The 21803-nt window shown below is 64.0% G+C and carries 19 protein-coding genes; 10 read left to right on the top strand and 9 right to left on the bottom strand.

The window, feature by feature from the left end:
- The first annotated feature begins 26 nt into the window (after positions 1-26).
- Both J2X35_RS07530 and J2X35_RS07525 read left to right on the top strand, forming a co-directional pair.
- Positions 27-467 carry a FixH family protein gene (locus J2X35_RS07530; RefSeq protein WP_056110093.1) on the top strand — a complete coding sequence of 147 codons (441 nt, stop codon included), beginning with the start codon at positions 27-29 and terminating at the stop codon, positions 465-467.
- Between the two features lie 7 nt (positions 468-474).
- Positions 475-1665, top strand: coding sequence for a cytochrome c peroxidase (locus J2X35_RS07525; RefSeq protein WP_310183423.1), 1191 nt, complete (start codon positions 475-477; stop codon positions 1663-1665).
- A gap of 2 nt (positions 1666-1667) precedes the next feature.
- On the opposite strand, the gene J2X35_RS07520 is transcribed toward J2X35_RS07525, so the two are convergent.
- Positions 1668-2120 carry an Lrp/AsnC ligand binding domain-containing protein gene (locus tag J2X35_RS07520; RefSeq protein ID WP_310183421.1) on the bottom strand — a complete coding sequence of 151 codons (453 nt, stop codon included), beginning with the start codon at positions 2118-2120 and terminating at the stop codon, positions 1668-1670.
- Positions 2121-2264: 144 nt separating this feature from the next.
- On the opposite strand from J2X35_RS07520, the gene putA reads away from it, so the two are divergent.
- Positions 2265-5873, top strand: a complete 3609-nt coding sequence (putA, locus tag J2X35_RS07515) for a bifunctional proline dehydrogenase/L-glutamate gamma-semialdehyde dehydrogenase PutA (protein WP_310183418.1) — start codon at positions 2265-2267, stop codon at positions 5871-5873.
- Positions 5874-5875: 2 nt separating this feature from the next.
- Here the strand turns inward: putA and J2X35_RS07510 are convergent, their stop codons facing one another.
- From J2X35_RS07510 to J2X35_RS07495, 4 genes are all read right to left on the bottom strand, one after another.
- Positions 5876-6190 carry an antibiotic biosynthesis monooxygenase gene (locus tag J2X35_RS07510; protein WP_310183416.1) on the bottom strand — a complete coding sequence of 105 codons (315 nt, stop codon included), beginning with the start codon at positions 6188-6190 and terminating at the stop codon, positions 5876-5878.
- Positions 6191-6251: 61 nt separating this feature from the next.
- Positions 6252-7541, bottom strand: a complete 1290-nt coding sequence (locus J2X35_RS07505; protein ID WP_310183414.1) for a TonB family protein — start codon at positions 7539-7541, stop codon at positions 6252-6254.
- A gap of 76 nt (positions 7542-7617) precedes the next feature.
- Positions 7618-8058 carry a hypothetical protein gene (locus J2X35_RS07500; RefSeq protein ID WP_310183411.1) on the bottom strand — a complete coding sequence of 147 codons (441 nt, stop codon included), beginning with the start codon at positions 8056-8058 and terminating at the stop codon, positions 7618-7620.
- Between the two features lie 3 nt (positions 8059-8061).
- On the bottom strand, positions 8062-10266 hold the full coding sequence (locus J2X35_RS07495) for a TonB-dependent hemoglobin/transferrin/lactoferrin family receptor (protein WP_310183408.1): 2205 nt from the start codon (positions 10264-10266) through the stop codon (positions 8062-8064).
- 195 nt (positions 10267-10461) lie between these two features.
- Here J2X35_RS07495 and hemP point away from each other — a divergent pair, with 195 nt between their 5' ends.
- Genes hemP through J2X35_RS07470 form a run of 5 tightly spaced genes read left to right on the top strand, consistent with a single transcriptional unit; the run spans position 10462 to position 14552 of the window.
- Positions 10462-10671, top strand: coding sequence for a hemin uptake protein HemP (gene hemP, locus J2X35_RS07490; RefSeq protein WP_310183404.1), 210 nt, complete (start codon positions 10462-10464; stop codon positions 10669-10671).
- 19 nt (positions 10672-10690) lie between these two features.
- Positions 10691-11752 carry a ChuX/HutX family heme-like substrate-binding protein gene (locus J2X35_RS07485; RefSeq protein WP_310183401.1) on the top strand — a complete coding sequence of 354 codons (1062 nt, stop codon included), beginning with the start codon at positions 10691-10693 and terminating at the stop codon, positions 11750-11752.
- 11 nt (positions 11753-11763) lie between these two features.
- Positions 11764-12636, top strand: coding sequence for a hemin ABC transporter substrate-binding protein (locus J2X35_RS07480; protein ID WP_310183400.1), 873 nt, complete (start codon positions 11764-11766; stop codon positions 12634-12636).
- Between the two features lie 12 nt (positions 12637-12648).
- Positions 12649-13749 (top strand): iron ABC transporter permease, encoded by a 1101-nt coding sequence (locus J2X35_RS07475; protein WP_310183397.1) that lies wholly within the window; start codon positions 12649-12651, stop codon positions 13747-13749.
- A gap of 11 nt (positions 13750-13760) precedes the next feature.
- Positions 13761-14552, top strand: coding sequence for a heme ABC transporter ATP-binding protein (locus tag J2X35_RS07470; protein ID WP_310183395.1), 792 nt, complete (start codon positions 13761-13763; stop codon positions 14550-14552).
- 27 nt (positions 14553-14579) lie between these two features.
- Here the strand turns inward: J2X35_RS07470 and rirA are convergent, their stop codons facing one another.
- Positions 14580-15041 carry an iron-responsive transcriptional regulator RirA gene (gene rirA / locus J2X35_RS07465; protein WP_056110068.1) on the bottom strand — a complete coding sequence of 154 codons (462 nt, stop codon included), beginning with the start codon at positions 15039-15041 and terminating at the stop codon, positions 14580-14582.
- 162 nt (positions 15042-15203) lie between these two features.
- On the bottom strand, positions 15204-16397 hold the full coding sequence (locus J2X35_RS07460; RefSeq protein ID WP_310183393.1) for a hypothetical protein: 1194 nt from the start codon (positions 16395-16397) through the stop codon (positions 15204-15206).
- Positions 16398-16662: 265 nt separating this feature from the next.
- On the opposite strand from J2X35_RS07460, the gene parC reads away from it, so the two are divergent.
- Positions 16663-18981 (top strand): DNA topoisomerase IV subunit A, encoded by a 2319-nt coding sequence (gene parC, locus J2X35_RS07455; protein WP_310183391.1) that lies wholly within the window; start codon positions 16663-16665, stop codon positions 18979-18981.
- On the opposite strand, the gene J2X35_RS07450 is transcribed toward parC, so the two are convergent.
- The gene (locus J2X35_RS07450; protein ID WP_082542400.1) at positions 18978-19439 is read right to left on the bottom strand and encodes a helix-turn-helix domain-containing protein; all 462 of its coding nucleotides are present in this window, start codon (positions 19437-19439) and stop codon (positions 18978-18980) included. The genes parC and J2X35_RS07450 overlap by 4 nt on opposite strands.
- A gap of 236 nt (positions 19440-19675) precedes the next feature.
- On the opposite strand from J2X35_RS07450, the gene J2X35_RS07445 reads away from it, so the two are divergent.
- Positions 19676-20887 (top strand): AI-2E family transporter, encoded by a 1212-nt coding sequence (locus J2X35_RS07445; protein ID WP_056110063.1) that lies wholly within the window; start codon positions 19676-19678, stop codon positions 20885-20887.
- Here J2X35_RS07445 and J2X35_RS07440 read toward each other — a convergent pair.
- Positions 20875-21771, bottom strand: a complete 897-nt coding sequence (locus J2X35_RS07440) for a DMT family transporter (RefSeq protein WP_310183389.1) — start codon at positions 21769-21771, stop codon at positions 20875-20877. The two genes, J2X35_RS07445 and J2X35_RS07440, sit on opposite strands and share 13 nt — an antisense overlap.
- Positions 21772-21803: the final 32 nt, after the last annotated feature.

The following is a 21803-nucleotide window of genomic DNA, read 5'->3' as shown; positions in this document are numbered from 1 at the left end:
ATCGGCTTGCCTCGGGAGTAACGGGCTTGGCATTTCTGGGGCGATACATACTGGCGGCAATCGGTCTCGCGGCGGTGCTGGTAGGCGTGCTGGCGGCCGTCTACCTGACCGCGCCCCGGCAGGCTGGTCCCGACCTTGCGCGGACGAAGAAAACGGTCAACGGCCTGTTCGTCGCCAGCATCGCGCCGGACCGGGACCCGATAACCCAGGGCGAACTGCACAGCTGGGTGCTGACGCTCAAGAGCGCCGCCGGCGACCCGGTGGAGAACGCCGCGATCGACATTTCCGGCGGCATGCCGCAGCACAGTCATGGCCTGCCGACCAGCCCGCAGGCGACCGATTATCTCGGCGGCGGCCAGTACCGCATCGACGGCATCAAGTTCTCGATGAGCGGCTGGTGGACACTGCACTTCAACATCTCCGCCAAGGCCGGTTCGGACTCCGTCACCTTCAACGTGGTGCTGTGAGGCGGCCATGCGCCGGCTCGGTCCGATCCTCGGCATCCTTCTGGCGCTGGCCGGCTGCGGCAAGCCGGATTTCTCCGATGCCGAAAAGAGGACCATCGCCTCGCTCGCCCTCTCGGCGCTGCCCCCGCTGAAGCCCGACACGACCAATCGTTTTGCCGATGTACCGGGCGCGGCGGCGCTCGGCTCGACGCTTTTCTTCGACCCGTCGATGAGCGGCAACGGGACCGTATCCTGTTCTACCTGCCACAAGATTGACCGGCAGTTCCAGGATGACCTGCCGCAGGCGCAAGGCGTGGCGCGGACGAACCGCCGCACCATGCCGCTGGCCGGCGCCGCCTACAGCCCGTTCCTGTTCTGGGACGGGCGGCGCGACAGCCTGTGGGCGCAGGCGCTGACGCCGCTGGAGGACGGCCGCGAGCATGGCGGCAACCGCGCAGCCTATGCCCACTACGTCAAAAACCGTTTCGGCGAACGCTATGAGCGCATCTTCGGCCCGCTGCCGGACCTTTCCACCGTGCCCGCCAATGCCGGGCCGCTGGGAACGGAAGCGGATAAGGCTGCCTGGGACGGCATGTCGGAGGAACAGCGCGACAGCGTGAACCGGGTGTTCGCGAATATCGGCAAGGCGATCGCGGCGTTCGAACGGTCGATCATGCCGACCCAAACGCGCTTCGACCGGTTCGCCGTGGCGCTGGCTTCGGGAGCGCCAATCGACAGCGACGCCGCGCTGTCGCCGGAGGAGGTGCAGGGGCTGAAGCTCTTCATTGGCAAGGCCAATTGTTCTACCTGCCACAACGGTCCGCGCTTCACCGACGACAGTTTCCACAATACGGGCGTGCCGCCGGTGCCGGGATTTCCGATCGACCGTGGCCGCATAGATGCGGTGACGCAGGTGACGGCCGATCCGTTCAATTGCCTCGGCGCGTATCGCGACGGACCGGCCGATGCCTGCGGCGAGCTGAAATTCATGAGCAAGGCCGCGCCGGAACTCATCCGCGCCTACAAGACACCGTCGCTGCGCGGCGCGGCCGGAAGGCCGCCTTACATGCATGCCGGGCAATTCGCGTCGCTGGACGAGGTGGTGGCGCACTATGCCAAGGCGCCGCCAAGCGTGGAGGGCGAAACCGAGCTTCACCCGCTGCGCTTGTCCGAACGGGAACGCGCGGCGCTGGTGGCGTTTTTGAAGACGCTGAACTGACGTCAACGGTCCTTGACCGTCTCCATCGCCACGAAGGTGGAGGTCTGCGCCACATGGGGCAGGGCAGAGATGCGCTCGCCCAGAACGCGGCGGTAGGCGGCGATGTCACGGGTGCGCACCTTGAGCAGATAGTCGAAGCTGGCTGCCATCATGTGGCACTGTTCGATTTCCGGCACGGCGGCGACGGCGCGGTTGAAGGCATCCAGCGCAGCCGAGCGCGTGTCCGAGAGCTTCACCTGGACGAAGGCGACATGGCCTTCGCCCATCTTCTCCCGGTCGACCATGGCGGCGTAGCCGCGAATATAGCCGTCCTTCTCAAGCCGCTTCACCCGCGCCTGCACCGGCGTCTTCGACAGGCCGACCTTTTCCGCCAATTCGGCCATGGAGAGGCGGCCCTGGCTGGAAAGGGCAGACAGGATGGATCTGTCGGTTCGGTCCAATCGGTCTTCAATCATGGTTAGAATGGCTCAATCAGGTTATAAATGAATAGAAAAATAGCATGTTTAGGCTATAAAGTCGATTTCTTTGGACCGGTTGCAAATAGGGGTCCGTGCTAGCCTTTAGAAAGCAGCCAACACCATTTCGTCTTCGAGGAATTCATGTCCGCGCTCGACACGATCCGCCATCAGATCCGCGCCAACACCCTTCCCGACGAAGCCAAAACGATGGCGCTGCTCTCCGGCGCGACCGGGCTTTCAGCCACTGACCGCGAGGCGATTTCGGAGCGGGCCGCCAAACTGGTGCGCAAGGTGCGCGGGTCGTCCGACCCGCGGCTGATGGAGGTCTTCCTGTCATCCTACGGCCTGTCGACCCGCGAGGGCGTCGCGCTGATGTGCCTGGCCGAGGCGCTGTTGCGGGTTCCCGACACCGAGACGATGGACGATTTGATCGCGGACAAGATCGCGCCGCATGACTGGTCGGCGCATTCGGGCTCCTCGTCCTCCATCTTCGTCAACGCCTCGACCTGGGCGCTGATGCTGACCGGGCGTGTGCTGGAGGAAGGCGAGGGCAATATCGAACGCACGCTGCGCTCCATGGTGCGGCGTCTCGGCGAACCGGTCATCCGCACCGCCGTCGCCGCCGCCATGCGCGAGATGGGCGAGCAGTTCGTGCTCGGGCGCACCATCGCCGAGGCGGTCAAGCGAGGACGCTCCATGACGCAGAAAGGCTATGTCTATTCCTTCGACATGCTGGGCGAGGCCGCGCGCACCGAACACGATGCATTGCGCTATCTGAAGGCCTATGCCGATGCGATTGCCGCGCTGGCGCCGAGCGCCAGGAGCGAGGACATCCGGCTCAATCACGGCATTTCAGTGAAACTGTCGGCGCTGCATCCACGCTACGAAGTCTCCCAGAGGGAAACCATGCTGCCGGTGATGACCGAGCGGCTCACCACGCTGGCGCTCGCGGCCCGCGCGGCGCGCATGGGCCTCAACGTCGATGCGGAGGAGGCGGATCGGCTCGACCTGTCGCTGGACGTCATCGAGGCCGTGCTGGCCGATGGGCGGCTTGCTGGCTGGGATGGTTTCGGCGTCGTGGTCCAGGCCTATGGTCCGCGCGCTTTCCACGTCATCGACTGGCTGCACGCGCTGGCCGGGCGTCTCGACCGCAGAATCATGGTGCGTCTCGTTAAAGGCGCTTATTGGGACACGGAGATCAAGCGCGCCCAGGCGATGGGACTAGCCGATTATCCGGTGTTTACCCGCAAGGCCAACACCGATGTTTCCTACATGGCCTGCGCGCGAAAGCTGCTGTCGATGACCGACCGCATCTATCCGCAATTTGCGACGCACAATGCGCACACCGTGGCGACTATCCTGTCGATGACGCCGGACCGGGACCGCTTCGAGTTCCAGCGCCTGCATGGCATGGGCGAAGCCCTGCACGAGGCGGTGCGCAAGGGTGAGGGCACCCGCTGCCGCATTTATGCGCCGGTGGGGGCGCATTCCGATCTTCTGGCCTATCTGGTGCGCCGCCTTTTGGAGAATGGCGCCAACTCCTCCTTCGTGCATCAGTTGACCGACGACGAGGTTGCGCCCGAGGTGATTGCGCGCGATCCGCTGGACGTGCTGGAAAGTCAGGGGCCTGCCGCGAACCCGGCTATACCAAAGCCTTCGGCGATATTCGGCGGGGCCCGTCGCAATTCGAAGGGCTGGGACATCACCGACGCGATGACGCTCGCCGCCATCGACAAGGAACGGGCGAAGTTCGCCAGTCCGTACCAGTGGATAGCCAAGGCGCTAACACGAGCTGAAGGCAAGGCGGCGGCGCGACAGGTGCTGAACCCGGCGAATCCGTCCGAGACCGTCGGCAGCGTGACGGAGGCGACACGAGAACAGGTCGCCACGGCAGTTGGCATTGCGGTCGAGGCGCAGCCGGCATGGGCGGCAACACCGGTGGCCGAACGCGCCGCGATCCTGCAGCGCGCCGCCGATCTCTACGAGGCGAACGCGGTGGAATTCTTCGCGCTGGCGACCCGCGAGGCCGGCAAGACACTGGCGGACGGTGTTGCCGAGGTGCGGGAGGCGGTGGATTTCCTGCGCTACTACGCCTCCGAGGCAGCGCATGCCGAAGCCGGCACGCAGGCGCGGGGCGCGATCGCCTGCATCTCGCCCTGGAACTTTCCGCTCGCCATCTTCACCGGACAGGTCGCGGCGGCGCTGGCGACCGGCAATGCGGTTCTCGCCAAGCCCGCCGAGCAGACGCCGCTGATCGCGTTCCGTGCGGTTGAATTGCTGCATGAGGCCGGCGTGCCGAAAGACGTTCTCCACCTTTTACCAGGCGATGGGCCGTCGGTCGGCGCGCCGCTGACCGCCGATCCCCGTATCGCCGGCGTCTGCTTCACCGGCTCGACAGAGGTCGCGAAGCTGATCGAAAAGCAATTGGCGGAAACGGCTTCGCCGGATGCCATGCTGATCGCCGAGACCGGCGGGCTGAACGCGATGATCGTCGATTCCACCGCGCTACCGGAGCAGACCGTGCGCGACGTGCTGGCGTCTGCCTTCCAGAGCGCCGGCCAGCGCTGCTCGGCGCTACGCATCCTCTACGTTCAAAAGGACGTGGAGAAGAAGATGCTGGACATGCTGCGGGGGGCGCTTGCCGCGCTCAAGGTCGGCGACCCATGGGATATCGCCACCGACGTCGGCCCGGTGATCGACGCTGAGGCGCAGGGCTCTATCAGGGACTATGTCGCCGCCATGACGGCGCAGGGCAGGGCGATTGCGACGCTGGATGCTCCGGAAAGCGGCCGGTTCGTCGCGCCGACCGTGTTGCGGGTCACAGGCATCGGCGAGATGGAGCGCGAAGTGTTCGGCCCGGTGCTGCACGTCGCCAGTTTCGACGCCGACGAGATCGATGCCGTCATCGCCGCCATCAACCGCAAGGGCTACGGCCTGACCTTCGGCTTGCACACGCGCATCGAGGGCCGCGTCCAGCATGTGGTCGACGGCATCCAAGCGGGCAATATCTACGTCAACCGCAACCAGATCGGCGCTGTCGTCGGCTCGCAGCCTTTTGGCGGCGAGGGGTTGTCCGGCACCGGCCCGAAGGCCGGCGGGCCGCATTATCTGCGGCGGTTTCGCAAAGGCGGGCAGGCGGCTGGGTCACCATCGGGTATGCCAACGGTAGCGTTCGATGAACTGGCCAAAGCCATGCCGCCCCAGGCTCCTGACTGGGCGCTGCGATCCGACCGCATCGCCATCCTGCGCAAGCACCTGCGCGGCAAAGGGGCCGCGGCGGTAGCTTCGGCGGCGAGCCTGGATTACGGACAAGTCGATCTGCCTGGCCCGACGGGTGAAGCCAATACGCTGTCGCTGGTGCCGCGCGGCAGAGCGCTGTGCCTGGGGCCGGATGCGGACACGCTTCTGGCGCAGGTGATCCAGGCCTTGGGCGCCGGCAACGCGGTTCTCGCTGTTGCGCCGGGCGCGCCGGCGATCCTCTCGGCGCTGACCGGCAAGGAACTGCCGCTGACCGTCATCGACGGCGCGGTCGATGCCGCCAGCCTTCGGACAGCGCCGTTCGACCTCGTCGCCTTTTCCGGCGATCCCGACGATATGCGGGTGCTGCGCCAAGCGCTAGCGCGACGCGACGGACCGCTGGTGCTACTGTTCAGCGAGGTGCTTTATCCGGCAGCCTATGCGCACGAGCGCGCGGTCTGCGTCGACACCACGGCGGCCGGCGGCAACGCCAGCCTGCTCGCATCGGCCTAAGCTCAAGCGCCTTCGACGACCGAAAAGCCTTCGAACTGCGGATGGCCGATATAGGAAACCTTGCCGGAGCCGGCATTGCGGTGAGCGGCGCGGAAATTCTCGGATTTCGTCCAGGCTATGAAGTCCTCATGGCTTGCCCAAACCGTATGCGAGGCGAAGAGCGTATAGCCTTCTTTCTCGTTCACCGGCCCGCGCAGCAGATGGAATTCCTTGAAACCGGCCATCTCGGAGAGAGAGGAATCGCGGGTCTTCCAGACGGTTTCGAAGGCGTCTTCCCCGCCCTTCCGCACCTTGAAGCGGTTCATGGCAATATACATCGACTATCCTCTCAGAGGTTGCTTGATTCGAATCAGCGGCTTCTTGATGTTTATTCACGTTTCACTTCACCCCCAGAGGCAGGGTAAAGGACCAGCTCGAACGGCCGGCGTCTGGCGGAATGGGCGGGAAGGGCGCGGCGCGGCGCACGATGGCCAGCGCCGCCTGATCGAGGTCCGGTGAGCCGGAACTGCTGGCGATGCCGACCCCGCTCAGTCCGCCGCTGGCGTTGACGGTGAAGGATACCCGCACATCGCGGCGCGCTTTCGAGATCGTCGAGCGCGACAGGCTGCGCATGGCGCGGCGCAGTTTCGCCGCCACCTTGCCCGGATAATTTGATACGGCGGCGTTGCCGGCGGCGGATCTGCCGCTTTTGCCGGCTGCGGTATTTTTGCCGCTGGCCTTGCCATCGGCGACACCGCGCTTGGAGTCGGCTTGATTCTCGCCGTGCGATCCAGATCGCGTCTTTCCGGTCTCCGTCTTCTTCTTTTCGGCCGACTTCGCCTTTTCGGCCTTCTCCCTGTGCGTTCCGGCAGTCTTGGCCGGCTTTGCCTTCACTCCCTTCGTCGGCGGCTCTTTCGGTTCGGCCCTTTTTTCAACTCGCTTCGGCTTTTCGACCGGCTTCGTGGGCGCCTTCTCGACTAGCTTCGGCTCAGGCTCAGGGGCAATCGTCTCGTCCGTTTGCGCCGGCTCTGCGGCTTGGCTGACTTCGGCCTTGACCGGTTGCTCGGCACCAGGCGGCTGGACAACATTGTCTTCGAGCGGGGAGACGGTCTCTGCCGACAGGATTTGCGGCCTTGGATCGGTCGGCATCGGCTCGATCGTTTCAGCAGGCACAGCGGCTGCCGGCGCTTCCTCGACAGCGGCGACAGTCTCGGCCACCGGCACCTCCGCCGCAACGTCCTCGACCGGCTGCACCGTCTCCGCTACCTCGACCGGCAGGGCCTCGATGCTGTCGACAGGCTTCGGCTGAACCATCGGCACCAGCGTGACCTGCAGGGTGTCGGGCTCATTCGCCGGCGCGCTGGTCGAAGCCTGGTCCTGCGGGGCATTGCCGAGAAGAAGGACACCGGCCTGATCGGACCCCTCGATGAGGATATCGTTGTCGAAAAATCCCGACAGGAATGCCCAGGCCACGGCCGCGTGGAGCAGCAGCGAGCAGGCGATCGCAATCTTCCACTTGGCGCTGCTTTCAACGGTGCGGCCTTGCGCGGCGTGCAGGGGTTCTGACGGTTTTGTCGAAAGGTCGGCCTTCGTGTCGGCAATGTAGATGCGCTCGCCGGCATCGCGCATCCCCGGCTGAAGCGCGCCGCGCGGAATTGCGAATACCGGATCGTCCGGTTCGGGGGGCATGGCGCCAACCCCGGCCAGGGGCCAGGCAATGGTCGCTCGCGAAAAGGCTGGCTCCATTCCCATTGTGGCGCTTCCGTCAGACGCCGAAGGCGATGCCGGCCTTGCTCGCCGTCTTGAGGCTGCGCATGCAAGCGGTGGGCTCGACGCCGTTGCCGCCGCATTCGGTGGCGCTGTTGACCAGAACGCGGCCGATCTTGCCGCAATCCGTCCCCGAAAGGTCGAAACGCCTCACGCGGGTCTTGCCTGCCGGCAATTCCCTGAAATCGAGTACGGTCAGCCGGTCGACCACGCCGGCATCGTTGAACAGGGCGATCTCGAACGCCGCCTTGGACAGGTCGGCGCCAAGTCCGTTGTTGACAACGAAGGTGAGGCGGCAGCCCTTGTCCGATGGCTGAGCGGCATTCAGTTCCAGCGAAAGCGCCGGCGCTGGCTGCTGGGCGTGGGCAGGCTGAAAGGCAACCCAGCATGCGGCGGCGGTGAACGCCGCCAATATGTTTAGGATTGCCTTCCGGGTCATGGCCTAGCCTCCAAATCGCATGGTCGCCGCGAGCTTGACGGAGACGCCCGGCTCGTAAAGCTTCGCGGTGGTGGTGGTGTTCAGCGGGTTGGCGTATTTGACGTCGAAGATGTTGTCGACGCGGAAGTCGAGCTTGAAATCGTCGGTCGCCTGATAGCTGGCGAAGGCATTGACCAGCGTGTAGTCGTCCGCCGTTGCGTTGCCCTTCGGCTTGCCATTGTGCTGGACCTCGCCGCCGACAGTCAGCCTGTCCTCGAAGAAGCGGAAGCCGAGCTGCGCGGTGACCTGCGAGGAGGGGGTGGTAACCAGATCGGCGCGCACGCCGTCATCGTCGATCGTGTGACCGTTGATGATGGAAGCCGAAAGCCCGGCAAAGCCCCAGCCGGCATCATAGATGCTTTCAACCTCGAAACCGTCGATCCTGGCCTTGGCGAAATTCTGGTACTGGGTGCAGATCGGAATGGTGCCGCCGAACGGACAGCCGCTGGTCGGATCGAAGGGCGAAAGGGTGACGCCGTCGATATAGTCTTCGACATTGTTGTTGAAGTAGGCGGCCTTGATGCGCAGCGCGTCATCGGGCTGGAACACGCCATCGGTCTTGTAGTTGGCGCCGAACTCCCATGTCTTGCCGGTTTCCGGCCTGAGGTTCGGATTGGGCAGGAACGGGAACGACACGCCTGCCGGATGCAGGCCGCTGATCAGAGTCTCGGTGAGCGAGGGGGAGCGGTAGCCTTCGGCATAAGTACCGTAGAGTTGCAGACCTTCCAGATGCGGGCCATCGAACGGCGAGACGCCGACGGTGATGCGCGGCGACAGCCTGTCGCCGGAATTGTCGATGCCGCCGCCCTTCAGGCTGTAGGTATCGTAGCGAAGTCCGGTGATGACCTGCAGCCAATCCCAGGTCATCTTGTCCTGGATGTAGGCACCCGCGACCTGACGCTTGCCGGAAGGCGTGTAGAAGGAATCTCCGCCCGCAGCGCCTTCTGTATCGACATCGTCGCTGACGAGGTCGCCGCCATAGGTCAGTTCGTGGTCGAGACCGCCGGTCTGGAAGCGGGACGTGTTCCAGACGTCAAAACTGGTCGTGCCGATGTCGAAGGTGTTCAGCGATCCGGCTGGCAGGACGACCGGCAGGCCGGTGACCGGGTCGAAACGGCCGCCGAGCGGGCGCAGGCTGGTATGGTCGATGCCGGTCCGGTTGTAGGCGACGTTGACGTGGAGATCGAGCCAGCTGTTGTCCTCGTCGGTGATGTTGTAGCGGGCCGTCCAGGTGTTCTGCTTCATGTCGAGGTCGTAAGCTGGCGACCCGCCGCTGACTTCCTGCCAGCTGTCGCTGGCGCCGATCCAGCCGAGCTTCAACTCGCTGTTCTCGGAGGGCTTGATGTCGGCCTTGAGCATACCGCTCAGGACGTCGAAGCCGGTGCCGCCGACCCTGTCGCCGCCGCCGTCCTTGTAGTCGTCATAATCGCGGTAGACGATGTTGCCGAGCACGCCGACATTGTCGCTGAACTTGTAGGCGCCGGTGGCGCTTGTGGTCCAGCCACTGCCGTTGCTTTCATAGCGGCCGGTCAGCGAGGTCGCCCAGGTTTCGCCGGGACGCAGGAAATCGTCGGCGTCTTTCGTGGCGAGCATGACGACGCCGCCGATGGCGCCTGAGCCGTAGGTGTTGGCGACCGGCCCGCGGATGACGTCTGCCGAGTTCAGCAATTCCGGATCGACCCAGAAGGTCGATTGCGTGCCGTGATCGGAACGCTGGAAGTTCTGCCTTGCGCCATCGAGGATGACCTGGACGCGCCCGAAATCCTGCAGGCCGCGAATGTTGACGCTGGAGGCGACGCGCCTGGCGTCGGCCTGCATGGTGATGCCCGGAACGCCGAAGAACACGTCGCCCGGCGTCGTCGCCATGCGGCGTTCCAGTTGTTCCTTATCCACATGGCTCGAAGAGGACATGGATTCGATCGAGGTTTCGCCTGTGCGGCTCAGCAGCAGGATCTTGTCGAGAAGGGTCGTGCCTTCCGCTGTCTTGGCCCGCTCATCCTGCTCCGTCCGGCCGGTGTCTGGCTGGCCGGCCTCCTGCGCATGAACGAGAGAAGCCGAAAGCGCGACGATCGCCGCGCCGGCCAGAAGCGTTGCCGCTCCGCGCGGCGCGCGCAAAAGCGTCGGTCGCCCATGTTCAATATCAATTCCGTCGCGCTGCCCCAGCCTCATTTCCAACTCCAAATCCGTTGCCTGCTGGCTGGCCAAAGCGCTTGCTCGCAAATTTCTCTCAAACCGGCGCGTTAAATGTTGACTCATTTTGTCCGGTATTGCACTGACTAGTAAACATGATTATTCAAGTCAACAAATGAATCGGCATTTGTCCGGCCGATAAGCGGGCAACGGCAGAGACAGGAGTCGCACTCGATGAACACGCATAATCCCGACGATTTCCGCTATCGCTTCCGCCGCGCGGAAACGCGCACGCCGGTGCGTGTGGAGCGCGTTCCGCTATCCGTCCGGACGCTTTCCTCGAACTCGCTGTTCCAGGGCGATCACGAGATCGGGATCGAACATCACGGCGCGCTCTACCGGCTCAAGATCACCCGGCAGGGCAAGCTCATCCTCAACAAGTAAGAACCGGCAGAAGGCAATCATGGACCAGCGCATGAAACCCACTTCGCAAGAGATCAGGCGCGCCCGGATCGACAATCCGAAAATGCGCGAGCGCGACCTCGCCGCCGACCTTGGCATTTCCGAAGCCGAATTGGTGGCGGCGCATTGCGGAGACGGCGTCGTGCGGGTGGAGCCGCGCGTCGATGCGCTGCTGACCGGACTCGAAGCGGTCGGCGAAGTGATGGCGTTGACCCGCAACGAAAGCGCCGTGCACGAGAAGATCGGCGTCTATGACAAGATCGTCACCGGCAACCACAATGCCATGGTGCTGGGCGCGGATATCGACCTGCGCATCTTCCCCAAGGTGTGGGCGCATGGGTTCGCCGTCGAAAAGCGTGACGGCGACGCCATCCGCCGCAGCCTGCAATTCTTCGACGAAGCCGGCACCGCCGTGCACAAGGTGCATCTGCGGCCGGATTCCAATCTTCAGGCCTATGAGAAGCTGGTCGCGGAACTGATTTCCGGCAACCAGGAACCTCGCATCGAAGTGGCCGGCGCGGCCGTGGACGGCGATGCGGCAGGCGAGGACGCCTCGGCCAACGTCGATGATTTGCGCAACCGCTGGAGCCAGCTCACCGACGTGCATCATTTCTTCGGCATGCTGCGCACGCTGAAGCTGAGCCGCCGACAGGCCGTGCGGATGGTCGGGCAGGACTACGCCTGGCTGCTCGACAAGGACGCACTGCCGGCGATGATGAACCACGCCGCCGAAGGCGACATGCCGATCATGTGTTTCGTCGGCAACCGCGGCTGCATCCAAATCCATTCCGGGCCGATCAAGTCGATCAAGACCATGGGGCCATGGATCAACGTTCTGGACGAGACATTCCATCTGCATCTCAGGCTCGACCACGTCCAGGAAGTCTGGGCCGTGCGCAAGCCGACCAAGGACGGCCATGTGACGTCGCTGGAGGTCTATGATGGAGATGGCAGGATGATCATCCAGTTCTTCGGAAAGCGGCATGAGGGGCAGGGTGAGCGTGAAGACTGGCGCTTCCTGGCGGAAAACCTGCCGCGTATTCCCAGCCCCTACGCAGCCTGAAAGAGGTTTCGATGACGTATTTCCGAAGCCTGCTGGTGGCGCTGGCCGTCGGCCTGTATTCGCCGGCGATGGCCGCAGATGGCGTCTCGGTATTTCCGGACACCTCAAGGATCGTCAGCATCGGCGGCGCCATCACCGAGATCGTCTTCGCTCTTGGCGAGCAGGATCATCTCGTGGCGCGCGATTCAACCAGCGTCTATCCTGAAGCAGCGTTCAAGCTTCCGGATGTCGGCTACATGCGCCAGCTTTCGCCGGAAGGGGTTCTGTCGGTCAACCCATCGGGCATTCTGGCGCTGCAGGGCAGCGGACCGAAGGAAGCCGTCGACGTGCTCAAGAAGGCGAGCGTGCCTTTCATCGAAGTGCCGGAGGAGTACGACCATCAGGGCATCCTCGACAGGATCCGCATCGTCGGAAAGGCGCTTGGCGTCGATGCCAAGGCTGATGCCCTTGTTGCACAGACCGACGCCAGGCTGAAAGCGGTGGAAAGCCGGGTCGCCTCGGTCAAGCAGCGCAAGCGCATCCTGTTCATCCTGTCGGCGCAGGGCGGCAAGATACTGGCTTCCGGCAGCGACACCGCCGCCAGCGGCATCATCTCCCTCGCCGGAGGGGTCAATGCAGTGGAAGGCTACACCGGCTACAAGCAGCTTTCCGACGAGGCCATCGTCACGGCCGCGCCCGACGTCATCCTGATGATGCGGCGCGGCGGCCCGGAGACGTCCGAAGCGGAAGTCCTCGGCAATCCTGCCATCGCGCAGACGCCCGCCGGCAAGGCAAAAGCCGTCATCCGCATGGATGGCAGCTATCTGCTCGGCTTCGGCCCCCGCACCGCCAGCGCCATTCACGATCTCGCGCTCGCGCTCTATGGCGGGCAGGTCGCCAATTGAGCGGCCGGGAGAATGGTTGACCAGACTTTGACCGGCGTGCCGGGTATGAGCACGGCGGCAGAAGGCGACCGATCCGTCCGCGCCCGTGCGGTCATTTTCGCGTTGGTCGGCGTTCTGATCGTGACTGCCTTGCTCAGCCTGGCGTCGGGGGCTTCCGACGCTTCGCCGGTCGGCGTGGTGAGCGACTGGCTGTTCGGCCCTTCGGCGGGCGGCGATGCTCTCAGCGCGCGCGACCGCATCATCATCAACGACATCCGCCTGCCGCGCGTGCTGATGGGGGCGCTGATCGGCGCGGCCCTGGCTGTATCCGGCGCTGTGATGCAGGGGCTTTTCCGCAACCCGCTTGCCGACCCCGGCCTGATCGGCATTTCCGCCGGGTCGAGCCTCGGCGCCGTCGGCGTCATCGTGCTCGGCGCAACGGTTCTTGCGCCCTTCACCGACCTATTCGGTGCGCTGGCGCTGCCATTCGCGGCCTTTGTCGGCGGGCTGATCACGACGCTGATCCTTTACCGCATCGCCACGCGCCAAGGGCAGACGTCAGTTGCAACCATGCTGCTCGCCGGTATCGCGCTGGCGGCGCTGGCGATGGCGCTGACCGGCGTGCTGATCTACATGGCCGACGACCGGCAGTTGCGCGACCTGACATTCTGGCAACTCGGCTCGCTGGCCGGGGCGACGTGGCAGAAGATCGGCGTGGTCGGTCCGATCATCGCGGTGGCGCTGGCCGCGACGCCTTTCCTGGCGCGCGGGCTCAATGCGCTGGCGCTCGGCGAAGCGACGGCGCATCACCTTGGCATACCTGTCCAGCGGCTGAAATACATTGCCATTGTCGCTGTCGCGGCGGCGGTCGGCGCATCGGTCGCGGTCAGCGGCGGCATCGGCTTCGTTGGCATCGTCGTGCCGCATCTGCTGAGGCTGCTGATCGGCCCCGACAACCGCTACCTGCTGCCCGCCTCGGCCTTGCTGGGCGCGGTGCTGCTTCTGCTTGCGGACGCCGTCGCGCGCACCATCGTCGCTCCCGCCGAGCTTCCCATCGGCATTGTGACCGCCTGCGTCGGCGGCCCCTTCTTCCTGTGGATTCTGCTGCGCAAGCGCGGCGTCCTCGATCTCTAGCGAGAAACACCATGATCGACGCCCATGATGTCTCGGTGGCGATAGGCGGCAAGGCCATCGTTTCCGCTGTCGACTTCACCGCCAGAGCCGGCGAGGTGACGGCGATCGTTGGACCGAACGGATCGGGCAAGACCACCTTGCTTCGGGCGCTGTCGGGCGACCTTCCCTATAGCGGCCGCGTTGCGATCAATGGTCTCGACCTTGCCGGCCTCAAGCCGGTCGAAGCGGCGGCGATGCGCGCCGTGCTGCCGCAGGCGACGACGCTGGCGTTTCCCTTCACGGTGCGTGAAATCGTCCGGCTAGGGCTTGTCGGCGGCCGTTCGGGCGCGTTGGCTGGCGAGGATAAGCAACTGCCGGAGCGGGCCTTGGCGCGCGTCGACCTCGAAGGATTCGCCGGACGCTTCTATCAGGAACTGTCCGGCGGCGAGCAGCAGCGCGTGCAACTGGCGCGCGTGCTCTGCCAGGTGTGGACGCCGGTTCTGGACGGCAAGCCGCGCTATCTGCTCCTCGACGAGCCGGTTTCCAGCCTGGATATCAAGCACCAGCTCATCATCATGGATGTGGCGCGCGATTTTGCCCGGCGCGGCGGCGGGGTCGTCGCCATCCTGCATGACCTCAACCTGACGGCGATGTATGCGGACCGCATCTGCGTCATGCATCGCGGCCGGCTGGCGGCGGACGGCGCGCCGGTCGATGTCCTCACTGACGATCTGATGGATACGGTTTTCGGCTGCCGGCTGAAGATCGGGGCGCTGCCGGCAGGCAACATGCCCTTCGTGCTGCCGCAGTCGGCCGCACGTTAAAACCGGTCCAAGCGAGATTGCAGGCAGTCAGGCGGCGGGCGCGCGGCGCTCGATCATGTCGATGCCGAGCAGGTTGCGCACATTCGGGCGCGCGGCGATCAGGTCGGCGATCGAATAGCGTGCCAGCACGTCGAAGAAGGCGTTGAGCGCTTCGCGCAGAGCCGAATTCAGCGAGCAGCTATCGACCAGCGGGCACTCCGTCGCATCGCTTTCGAAGCATTCGGCCATGGCGAAATTTTCTTCGGTGACGCGTACAACGTCGAAAAGGCTGATCTGGCTGGCCTGCCGACCGAGCCGGACGCCGCCATTGCGGCCCCGCACGGTTTCAACCAGACGGTGCTCCACCAAAGGCTGCAGGATCTTGAACAGGAAGAGTTCGGAGACCGTATAGGCGGCGGCGATTTCGGGAATGCGGCTCAGCCGGCCGTCATTGGCCGCGCAATACATCAGGATACGCATGGCATAGTTGGTTTGGCGCGTGAGACGCATGATCGTTCCTCACATGGCAGTCATTTTGTCGAATATGGCCTATACCTTGGAACAATTCCAGACAAGGCGGATCATATACATGAATTAGCTCATCAACTTTAATGTCACGAAAAAGGCCGCGGCATTGACGCCGCGGCCTTTCGTTTGATGCGGAATGGCCGTTCAGTCTTCGTTGGCGGTCACGGTGACGCCGAGGGTCTTGGGCAGGCTTTTCGGGTCAGACGTCGCGCCGGCAGCGATCAGCGCGAATGGCACCGGCGCGGGCGGATTGGCCTTGATCTCGAGGCTCTTCGGATCATCCAGGAACTTGCCGACAGCGGCGGTGACCTGCGCGGTCAGTTCCGCATTATTGAGCTGCGCCATGCCGAACGGCACGATGGCCTTGGCCTGATTGGCGATGTCCTTGGCCGACATGCCCTGCTGCTTGCCGACATATTCCAGCACCTTGCCGGTGAAGGAATCGTCGTCGAACCGGATCGACGCAGCGTTGAAGCTGAGCTGCTGCATCAGGCCGAGCATGGCCATGCCCTGGGCCGACTTGTCGGCGTCATCGGGCTGCGCGGCCATCTTCTTCTGCAAATCCTGCAGCGACTTGATGAAATCCATCGTGTAGCCGCCGAAATCGAAGGTCATGCCGAAGGTGCCGGCATCATCGACGGTAACGTCGTACTGGGACAGAACCATCTTGCCGTCCGAGGGCTTCCATGTGCCTTCCACCTCGATATTGCCGGAGATGTTCTGGTAGCCGAGCCCGTCGATGAGCTGTTTCGACTTCGGATCCTGCACCAGCGAGAGATCGCCGGTGAACTTCTCGACCGTGCCGGTGAACTCCATGGCGTTGCCGTTTTCCGGCGGCGTGATCTCGGCCGAGAAATTCTCCATGGTGAAGGCCGTCTTGTCGGCCATCTTCACCGTCAGGTTTTCCAATTCGGCCGATTTGTACATCATCAGCCCGGCGATCGGGTCGGTGCCATTCTCGGGCGGTAATGTCAGGTCGCTCATGATGAAGGGGCTCATCTCGACCGCCATGCCCTCGACGGTGCGCGAGATCGCCTCGGTCGAAACCGTATCGACCGTATAGACGCCATTGTCCTCGGAGATACCTTCAAGGGTCACTTTGCCGATCGGCAAGCTTTCCTTTTCGACAGCGGGTTTGATGGAAACGCCATCGAGCACCATGCTGGATGCATCGCCGGAGACCCCGGTCCAGGCGATATCGACGCCCTGCTTGGCCATCAGCGCCTTGATGCGGTTGGCGACGGCTGTCGTGTCCTGGGCGAAGGCCGCATTCAGCGGCAGGGTGAGAAGGAAGGTGGAAATAGCAAGCTTCTGAAAAGTCGGGCGGAGGAGCGTCATCGCGTTTTCCCTGAATGGTCCTTGGCGTTTGCCGAAATTCTTTACGCCATCCCCTGTCCGTGAAGAACTGGACTGGAAAAAGGCATCGCCGCCACAATGGTCGAAAATCGCGAGAAAAGGCAATTGCTCGCATTCCGGTCTGTTTCGGACATATGGCGATCTGATCAACTAGGCCGATCGTCGATTCCGGCAAGGCCGTTTGGGCGGCAGGATGCGCGATGCTTCGGCCCTTGCCGCGAATCAGCCGCTCGGATAGTTCGAAACCATGGGAAAAAGCCTTCTACCGCCCGGGAATGGCGGTGACGATCACATAGAGCCAGTCGACCTGAAGAAGGCGCTGGAGGAACGTTATCTCGCCTACGCATTGTCGACGATCATGCACCGGGCGCTGCCGGACGTTCGCGACGGCCTGAAGCCTGTGCATCGGCGCATCATGCATGCCATGCGGCTGCTGCGGCTGAACCCGGACCAGGGCTTCGCCAAGTGCGCCCGCATCGTCGGCGAGGTGATGGGTAAATTCCACCCGCATGGCGACCAGTCGATCTACGACGCGCTGGTGCGCCTGGCGCAGGATTTCTCCATGCGCTACCCGCTGGTCGATGGGCAGGGCAATTTCGGCAATATCGACGGCGATAACGCCGCCGCCATGCGCTATACCGAAGCGCGGATGACCGATGTCGCGACGGAGCTTTTGTTCGGCATCACCGAGGACGCGGTCGATTTCCGCCCGACCTACAATGAGGAGGACGAGGAGCCGTCCGTCCTGCCGGGCGCCTTCCCGAACCTGCTCGCCAATGGCTCGTCGGGCATCGCGGTCGGCATGGCGACCTCGATTCCGCCGCACAACGCCGCCGAGCTTCTGACGGCTGCACTTCACCTGATCGACAATCCGGCCGCTTCCGTGGCCGAGCTGATGACGCCGCCGGACGAATGGGCGGCGATCGAGGCGGAGGCGCGGGACAATCCCGAGGCGTTGCTGAAATGCAAGGTGCGCGGACCGGATTTTCCGACTGGCGGGACGGTGGTGGACGAGTGGCCGCTGATCGTCTCGGCTTACGAGAGCGGACGAGGCGGGTTTCGAGTCCGCGCCAAGTGGCTGCAGGAAGACCAGGGCAGGGGCACCTGGAACATCGTCGTCACCGAAATTCCCTACGGCGTGCAGAAGGCGCGGCTGATCGAGAAGATCGCCGAGCTTCTGATCGCCCGCAAGCTGCCGCTGCTGGAAGACATCCGCGACGAGAGCGCCGAGGACATCCGCGTCGTGCTGGTGCCGAAGAGCCGCACCGTCGACCCAGGCATACTGATGGAATCGCTGTTCAAGCTGACCGAGCTGGAAAGCCGCTTCCCGCTCAACATGAACGTGCTGTCTCGCGGCAAGGTGCCGAACGTGCTGTCGCTGAAGGGCGTGCTGCGCGAATGGCTCGACCATCGCCGTGACGTGCTCCTGCGCCGTTCCAACCACAGGCTCGCCGAGATCGAGCGGCGGCTGGAAATCCTCGCCGGCTACCTCGTCGCCTATCTCAACATCGACGAGGTGATCCGCATCATCCGCGAGGAGGACGAGCCCAAGGCCGTCATGATGGCGCGCTGGGATCTCACCGACGTTCAGGCGGAAGCGATCCTCAATCTCAGGCTGCGCCAGTTGCGCAAGCTGGAGGAGTTCGAAATCCGCAAGGAATTCGACGCGCTTTCGCAGGAAAAGAAGCAGATTGAGGAGCTTCTGGCCTCACAGGCGCGGCAGTGGAAGACGATCCGCTGGGAAATCGTCACCCTGCGCAAGAAGTTCGGACCGGACAGCGAGAACGGCGCGCGGCGCACGCAGTTCGCCGATGCGCCGGAGCACGATCTGACCGATATCGCCCATGCGATGATCGAGCGCGAGCCAGTCACCGTCGTCGTCTCGGAAAAGGGCTGGCTACGGGCGATGAAGGGCCACCTGACCGATCATTCGCTCCTGACCTTCAAGGAGGGCGATTCGCTAAAACTCGCCTTCCATGCGCAGACCACCGACAAGATCCTCGTCTTCACCACCGGCGGCAAGTTCTACACGATCGGCGCCGACCGGCTGCCGGGCGGTCGCGGCCATGGCGAGCCGATCCGCATCATTGTCGACATGGAAAACGACCAGGACATCGTCACCGCCTTCATTCATGACGCCAAGCGGCGGTTGCTGCTGGTTTCGCATGAGGGCAACGGTTTTGTGGTGCCGGAGGCGGAGGTCGTCGCCAATACCCGCAAGGGTAAGCAGGTGATGAACGTCAAGGCGCCGGACGAGGCCAAGCGCTGCCTGCCGCTCAGCGGCGATCACCTCGCCATCGTCGGCGAGAATCGCAAGATGCTGGTGTTCCCGTTGACCGAGATTCCCGAGATGACGCGCGGCAAGGGCGTACGGCTGCAAAAGTACAAGGATGGCGGGGTGCTGGACCTGAAAACCTTCGTCATGGAAAGCGGCCTTTCCTGGCAGGATTCGGCCGACCGCACATTCACCAAGACACGGGAAGAATTGCTGGAGTGGACCGGCGCGCGCGCAGCCGCCGGGCGCATGGTGCCGAAGGGTTTTCCGCGGACGGGAAAGTTCGGTTAGCGATCCCCGTTCGTTGCCAAGGATGCCGAAATGGCTGTAGCCTGGACGGCGAGCGTGTTCGAATCGGATGCCGCGTCCTCACCAACTGACTCGCGCATGCGGCGGGCGATCGGCCCGTAGCGTTCCGACCAGCCGATAACGGCCTCGAACACCGGTTTCAGGCCATGCACGGCTTCGCTGATTTCATATTCCACGCGCATGACGTTTTCGGCGTAGACCGTGCGCTTGACCAGCCCCTCAGTCTCGAGTTCGCGCAGGCGCAGCGACAGCATGTGCTGGGTGATGCCGGGGAGGGCGCGCTTCAACTCGCCGAACCGGCGGGTTTTCTGCGCCAGCACCCAGAGGATCTCGATCTTCCATTTTCCGGTCAGCGGCCGCATGGCCTCCAGAAATGTCACATAGGGCGCATCTGTCTTTTCGGCGCAGACGAATTCGGAGGGTCTTGCCGTCTGTCCCATGCGCGCTCCTCAAAAGCGTCGGCGCTGCAGCGCCGAGATCGATCGAACCCCTATGTATGAACTGAATCGCCATGCGCCATACCCGCGCCGGCATTTCATAGCAGGCTGCTGACAGAAAGAGACAGGTCGTTTGGCTTCTGGTCATGAATGCTGCACTATGATGCGAAATAATGCCGGGACGGGAAACAACGCCCACCGCTTCGCCTGAAGCGGCGCCGGCAAATCGGGGAACGCCTTTGAAGAAACCGGAAATCCGCAAGCTGGAACGCGAGCCGCGACTGTTCGGCGTGGCCGCGCCCTTGCGCTCGGCCGTCATCCCGCCGCTTTCGGCGGCGCGCTGGCTTCTGGTGCTCATCGTTGCAGCCGGCGTCTATTTCTTCCACGGCTTCCTGTTCCCGGTGCTTGCGGCGCTTGTCATCGCCTTCGCCAGCTGGCCGCTCTACCGGCGGCTGCTGAACGCTATCGGCGGCAACAGAACGCTCGGCGCCACGCTCGCCATCCTGCTTATCCTGGCTTTCCTGGTGATTCCGATTTCGCTGGCCAGCACCTATGCCATCAACGAAATCCACGACTGGGTTGTCTGGGCCGTGGAGGCCAATAGAAACGGCGCGCCAACGCCGCACTGGATCACCACATTGCCGGTCATCGGCGCATGGCTGGGTGAACAGTGGCAGATCAACCTGGGGCATCGCGGCGGCGTCGGCGAGGTGATCCAACTGGTCAGCGGCGCCAACATCCGCTCGATTTACCAGACCGTGCTGGCGGCCGGCGGCAGCGCCTTCTCCATGCTTCTGACGATCCTGTTCATGCTGATCGCGCTGTTCTTCGCCTACCGCGACGGCGAGGGCTTCGCAGCGCAGGTCGACCGGCTGGGCGAGCGCATCCTGCCGGCGCGGTGGGAACGCATTTCACGCGTGGTGCCGGCGACGATTTCCTCGACCGTCATGGGCATGACCGTCATCGCCATCGGCGAAGGGCTTGTGCTCGGCGTCGCCTACTGGCTGGCCGGCGTACCGTCGCCGGTGACGCTCGGCGCGCTGACCGGCGTGATGGCGCTGATACCGGGCGGGGCGCCGCTGTCGTTCACGCTTGTCTCGATCTACCTTGCCGCCAGCGGATCGGTTTTTGCCGGTGGCGCCCTGTTCGTGTGGGGCGCGGTCGAACTCTTCATCGTCGATAAGACGCTGCGGCCGAAGCTTGTCGGCGGGCCGATCAAGCTGCCGTTCCTGCCGACATTCTTCGGCCTGATCGGCGGCGTGAAGACGATGGGCTTCCTCGGCCTGTTCATCGGCCCGGTGCTGATGGCGCTTCTGGTGGCTATCTGGCGCGAATGGCTGCATGAGGCCGACGTGGTCGATGCCAACGAGGCCGCGGGAAGGCCGCTGGATGCACCGGCGCAGGTCGAAATCCTGCCGCCACGGGTGGAGAAGCGATCTCAGGCCGGGTGACGCACGGCCAGAGCAGCACGCCGCCGTCGGCCTTGATGAAGCTGCCATAGCGAGTGCGCGACCAGCGCAACGATGAGGATCGCGCCGCCGATCAGGCTGTTGCGGGTTGGAACCTCGGAAAAGATCGTCCACACCCAGACCGGCGCGAGCACGGTTTCCAGCAGGTAGAACATCGCCACTTCGGGTCCGGAAAGGTGTCTGGGGGCCGCCGCCAGGCAGAAGAATGAAATCGGCATGATGACGGCGCCGTTGAAGACGATCCACCAAGGCGCCGAGACGTTGAAGCCAGTTTGCGCGACCATAAAGGCGGCGACCAGAAAGGGTGGCACCACGCCGATCAGGCTGGTGAAACCCATATCCTCGCCGCTGGCGCGTGAGATGGTGATGGCGGAGGCGATGAGGAAGGCCGACGACAGCGCCATGAGGTCGCCGAGCAGATGTCCAGATCCGATCGAATCGCCGACGATGATGCCGACGCCGACGATCATCGCGGCCATGGCTGCAAAGGTTGCCGGGCGCGGCTGCTCGCGCAGGAAGAGCCATGACAGCAATGCCGCGAACATGGTGTTGAAAGCGAGAATGAAGACCAGATTGGCCGTGGTGGTGTTGTAGACGCCGGTGATGAAGGTAATGGAGCCGAGCCCGTAGAGCAGCGCGACGAGCAAGCCCCGCTTGCCGGGGATCAGGCGGGGCACCGTCGGCGTCATTGCACGCCATGCGGCCCACATCACCAGCGTCGCGGCGAGGGTGGTGGCGGTGCGCAGCAACAGGATGGACCAGGCCTCGCCGTCGCCCAGCCTGATGAGGGGGATGTCGAACGTCAGCGTCAACCCGCCTACCACAGCCAGCAGCAGGCCCTTCGAATGTTCTGTGTGAACGGGCATATCGAGCTCATGAATGGGTTGGGCGCAGTGCG

This window comes from Mesorhizobium sp. BE184 (genome assembly GCF_031457045.1).
In the GTDB taxonomy this organism is placed as follows: domain Bacteria; phylum Pseudomonadota; class Alphaproteobacteria; order Rhizobiales; family Rhizobiaceae; genus Mesorhizobium.
The sequence above is the reverse complement of the archived record's forward strand: the minus strand, read 5'-3'. Positions and strand labels throughout refer to the sequence as shown.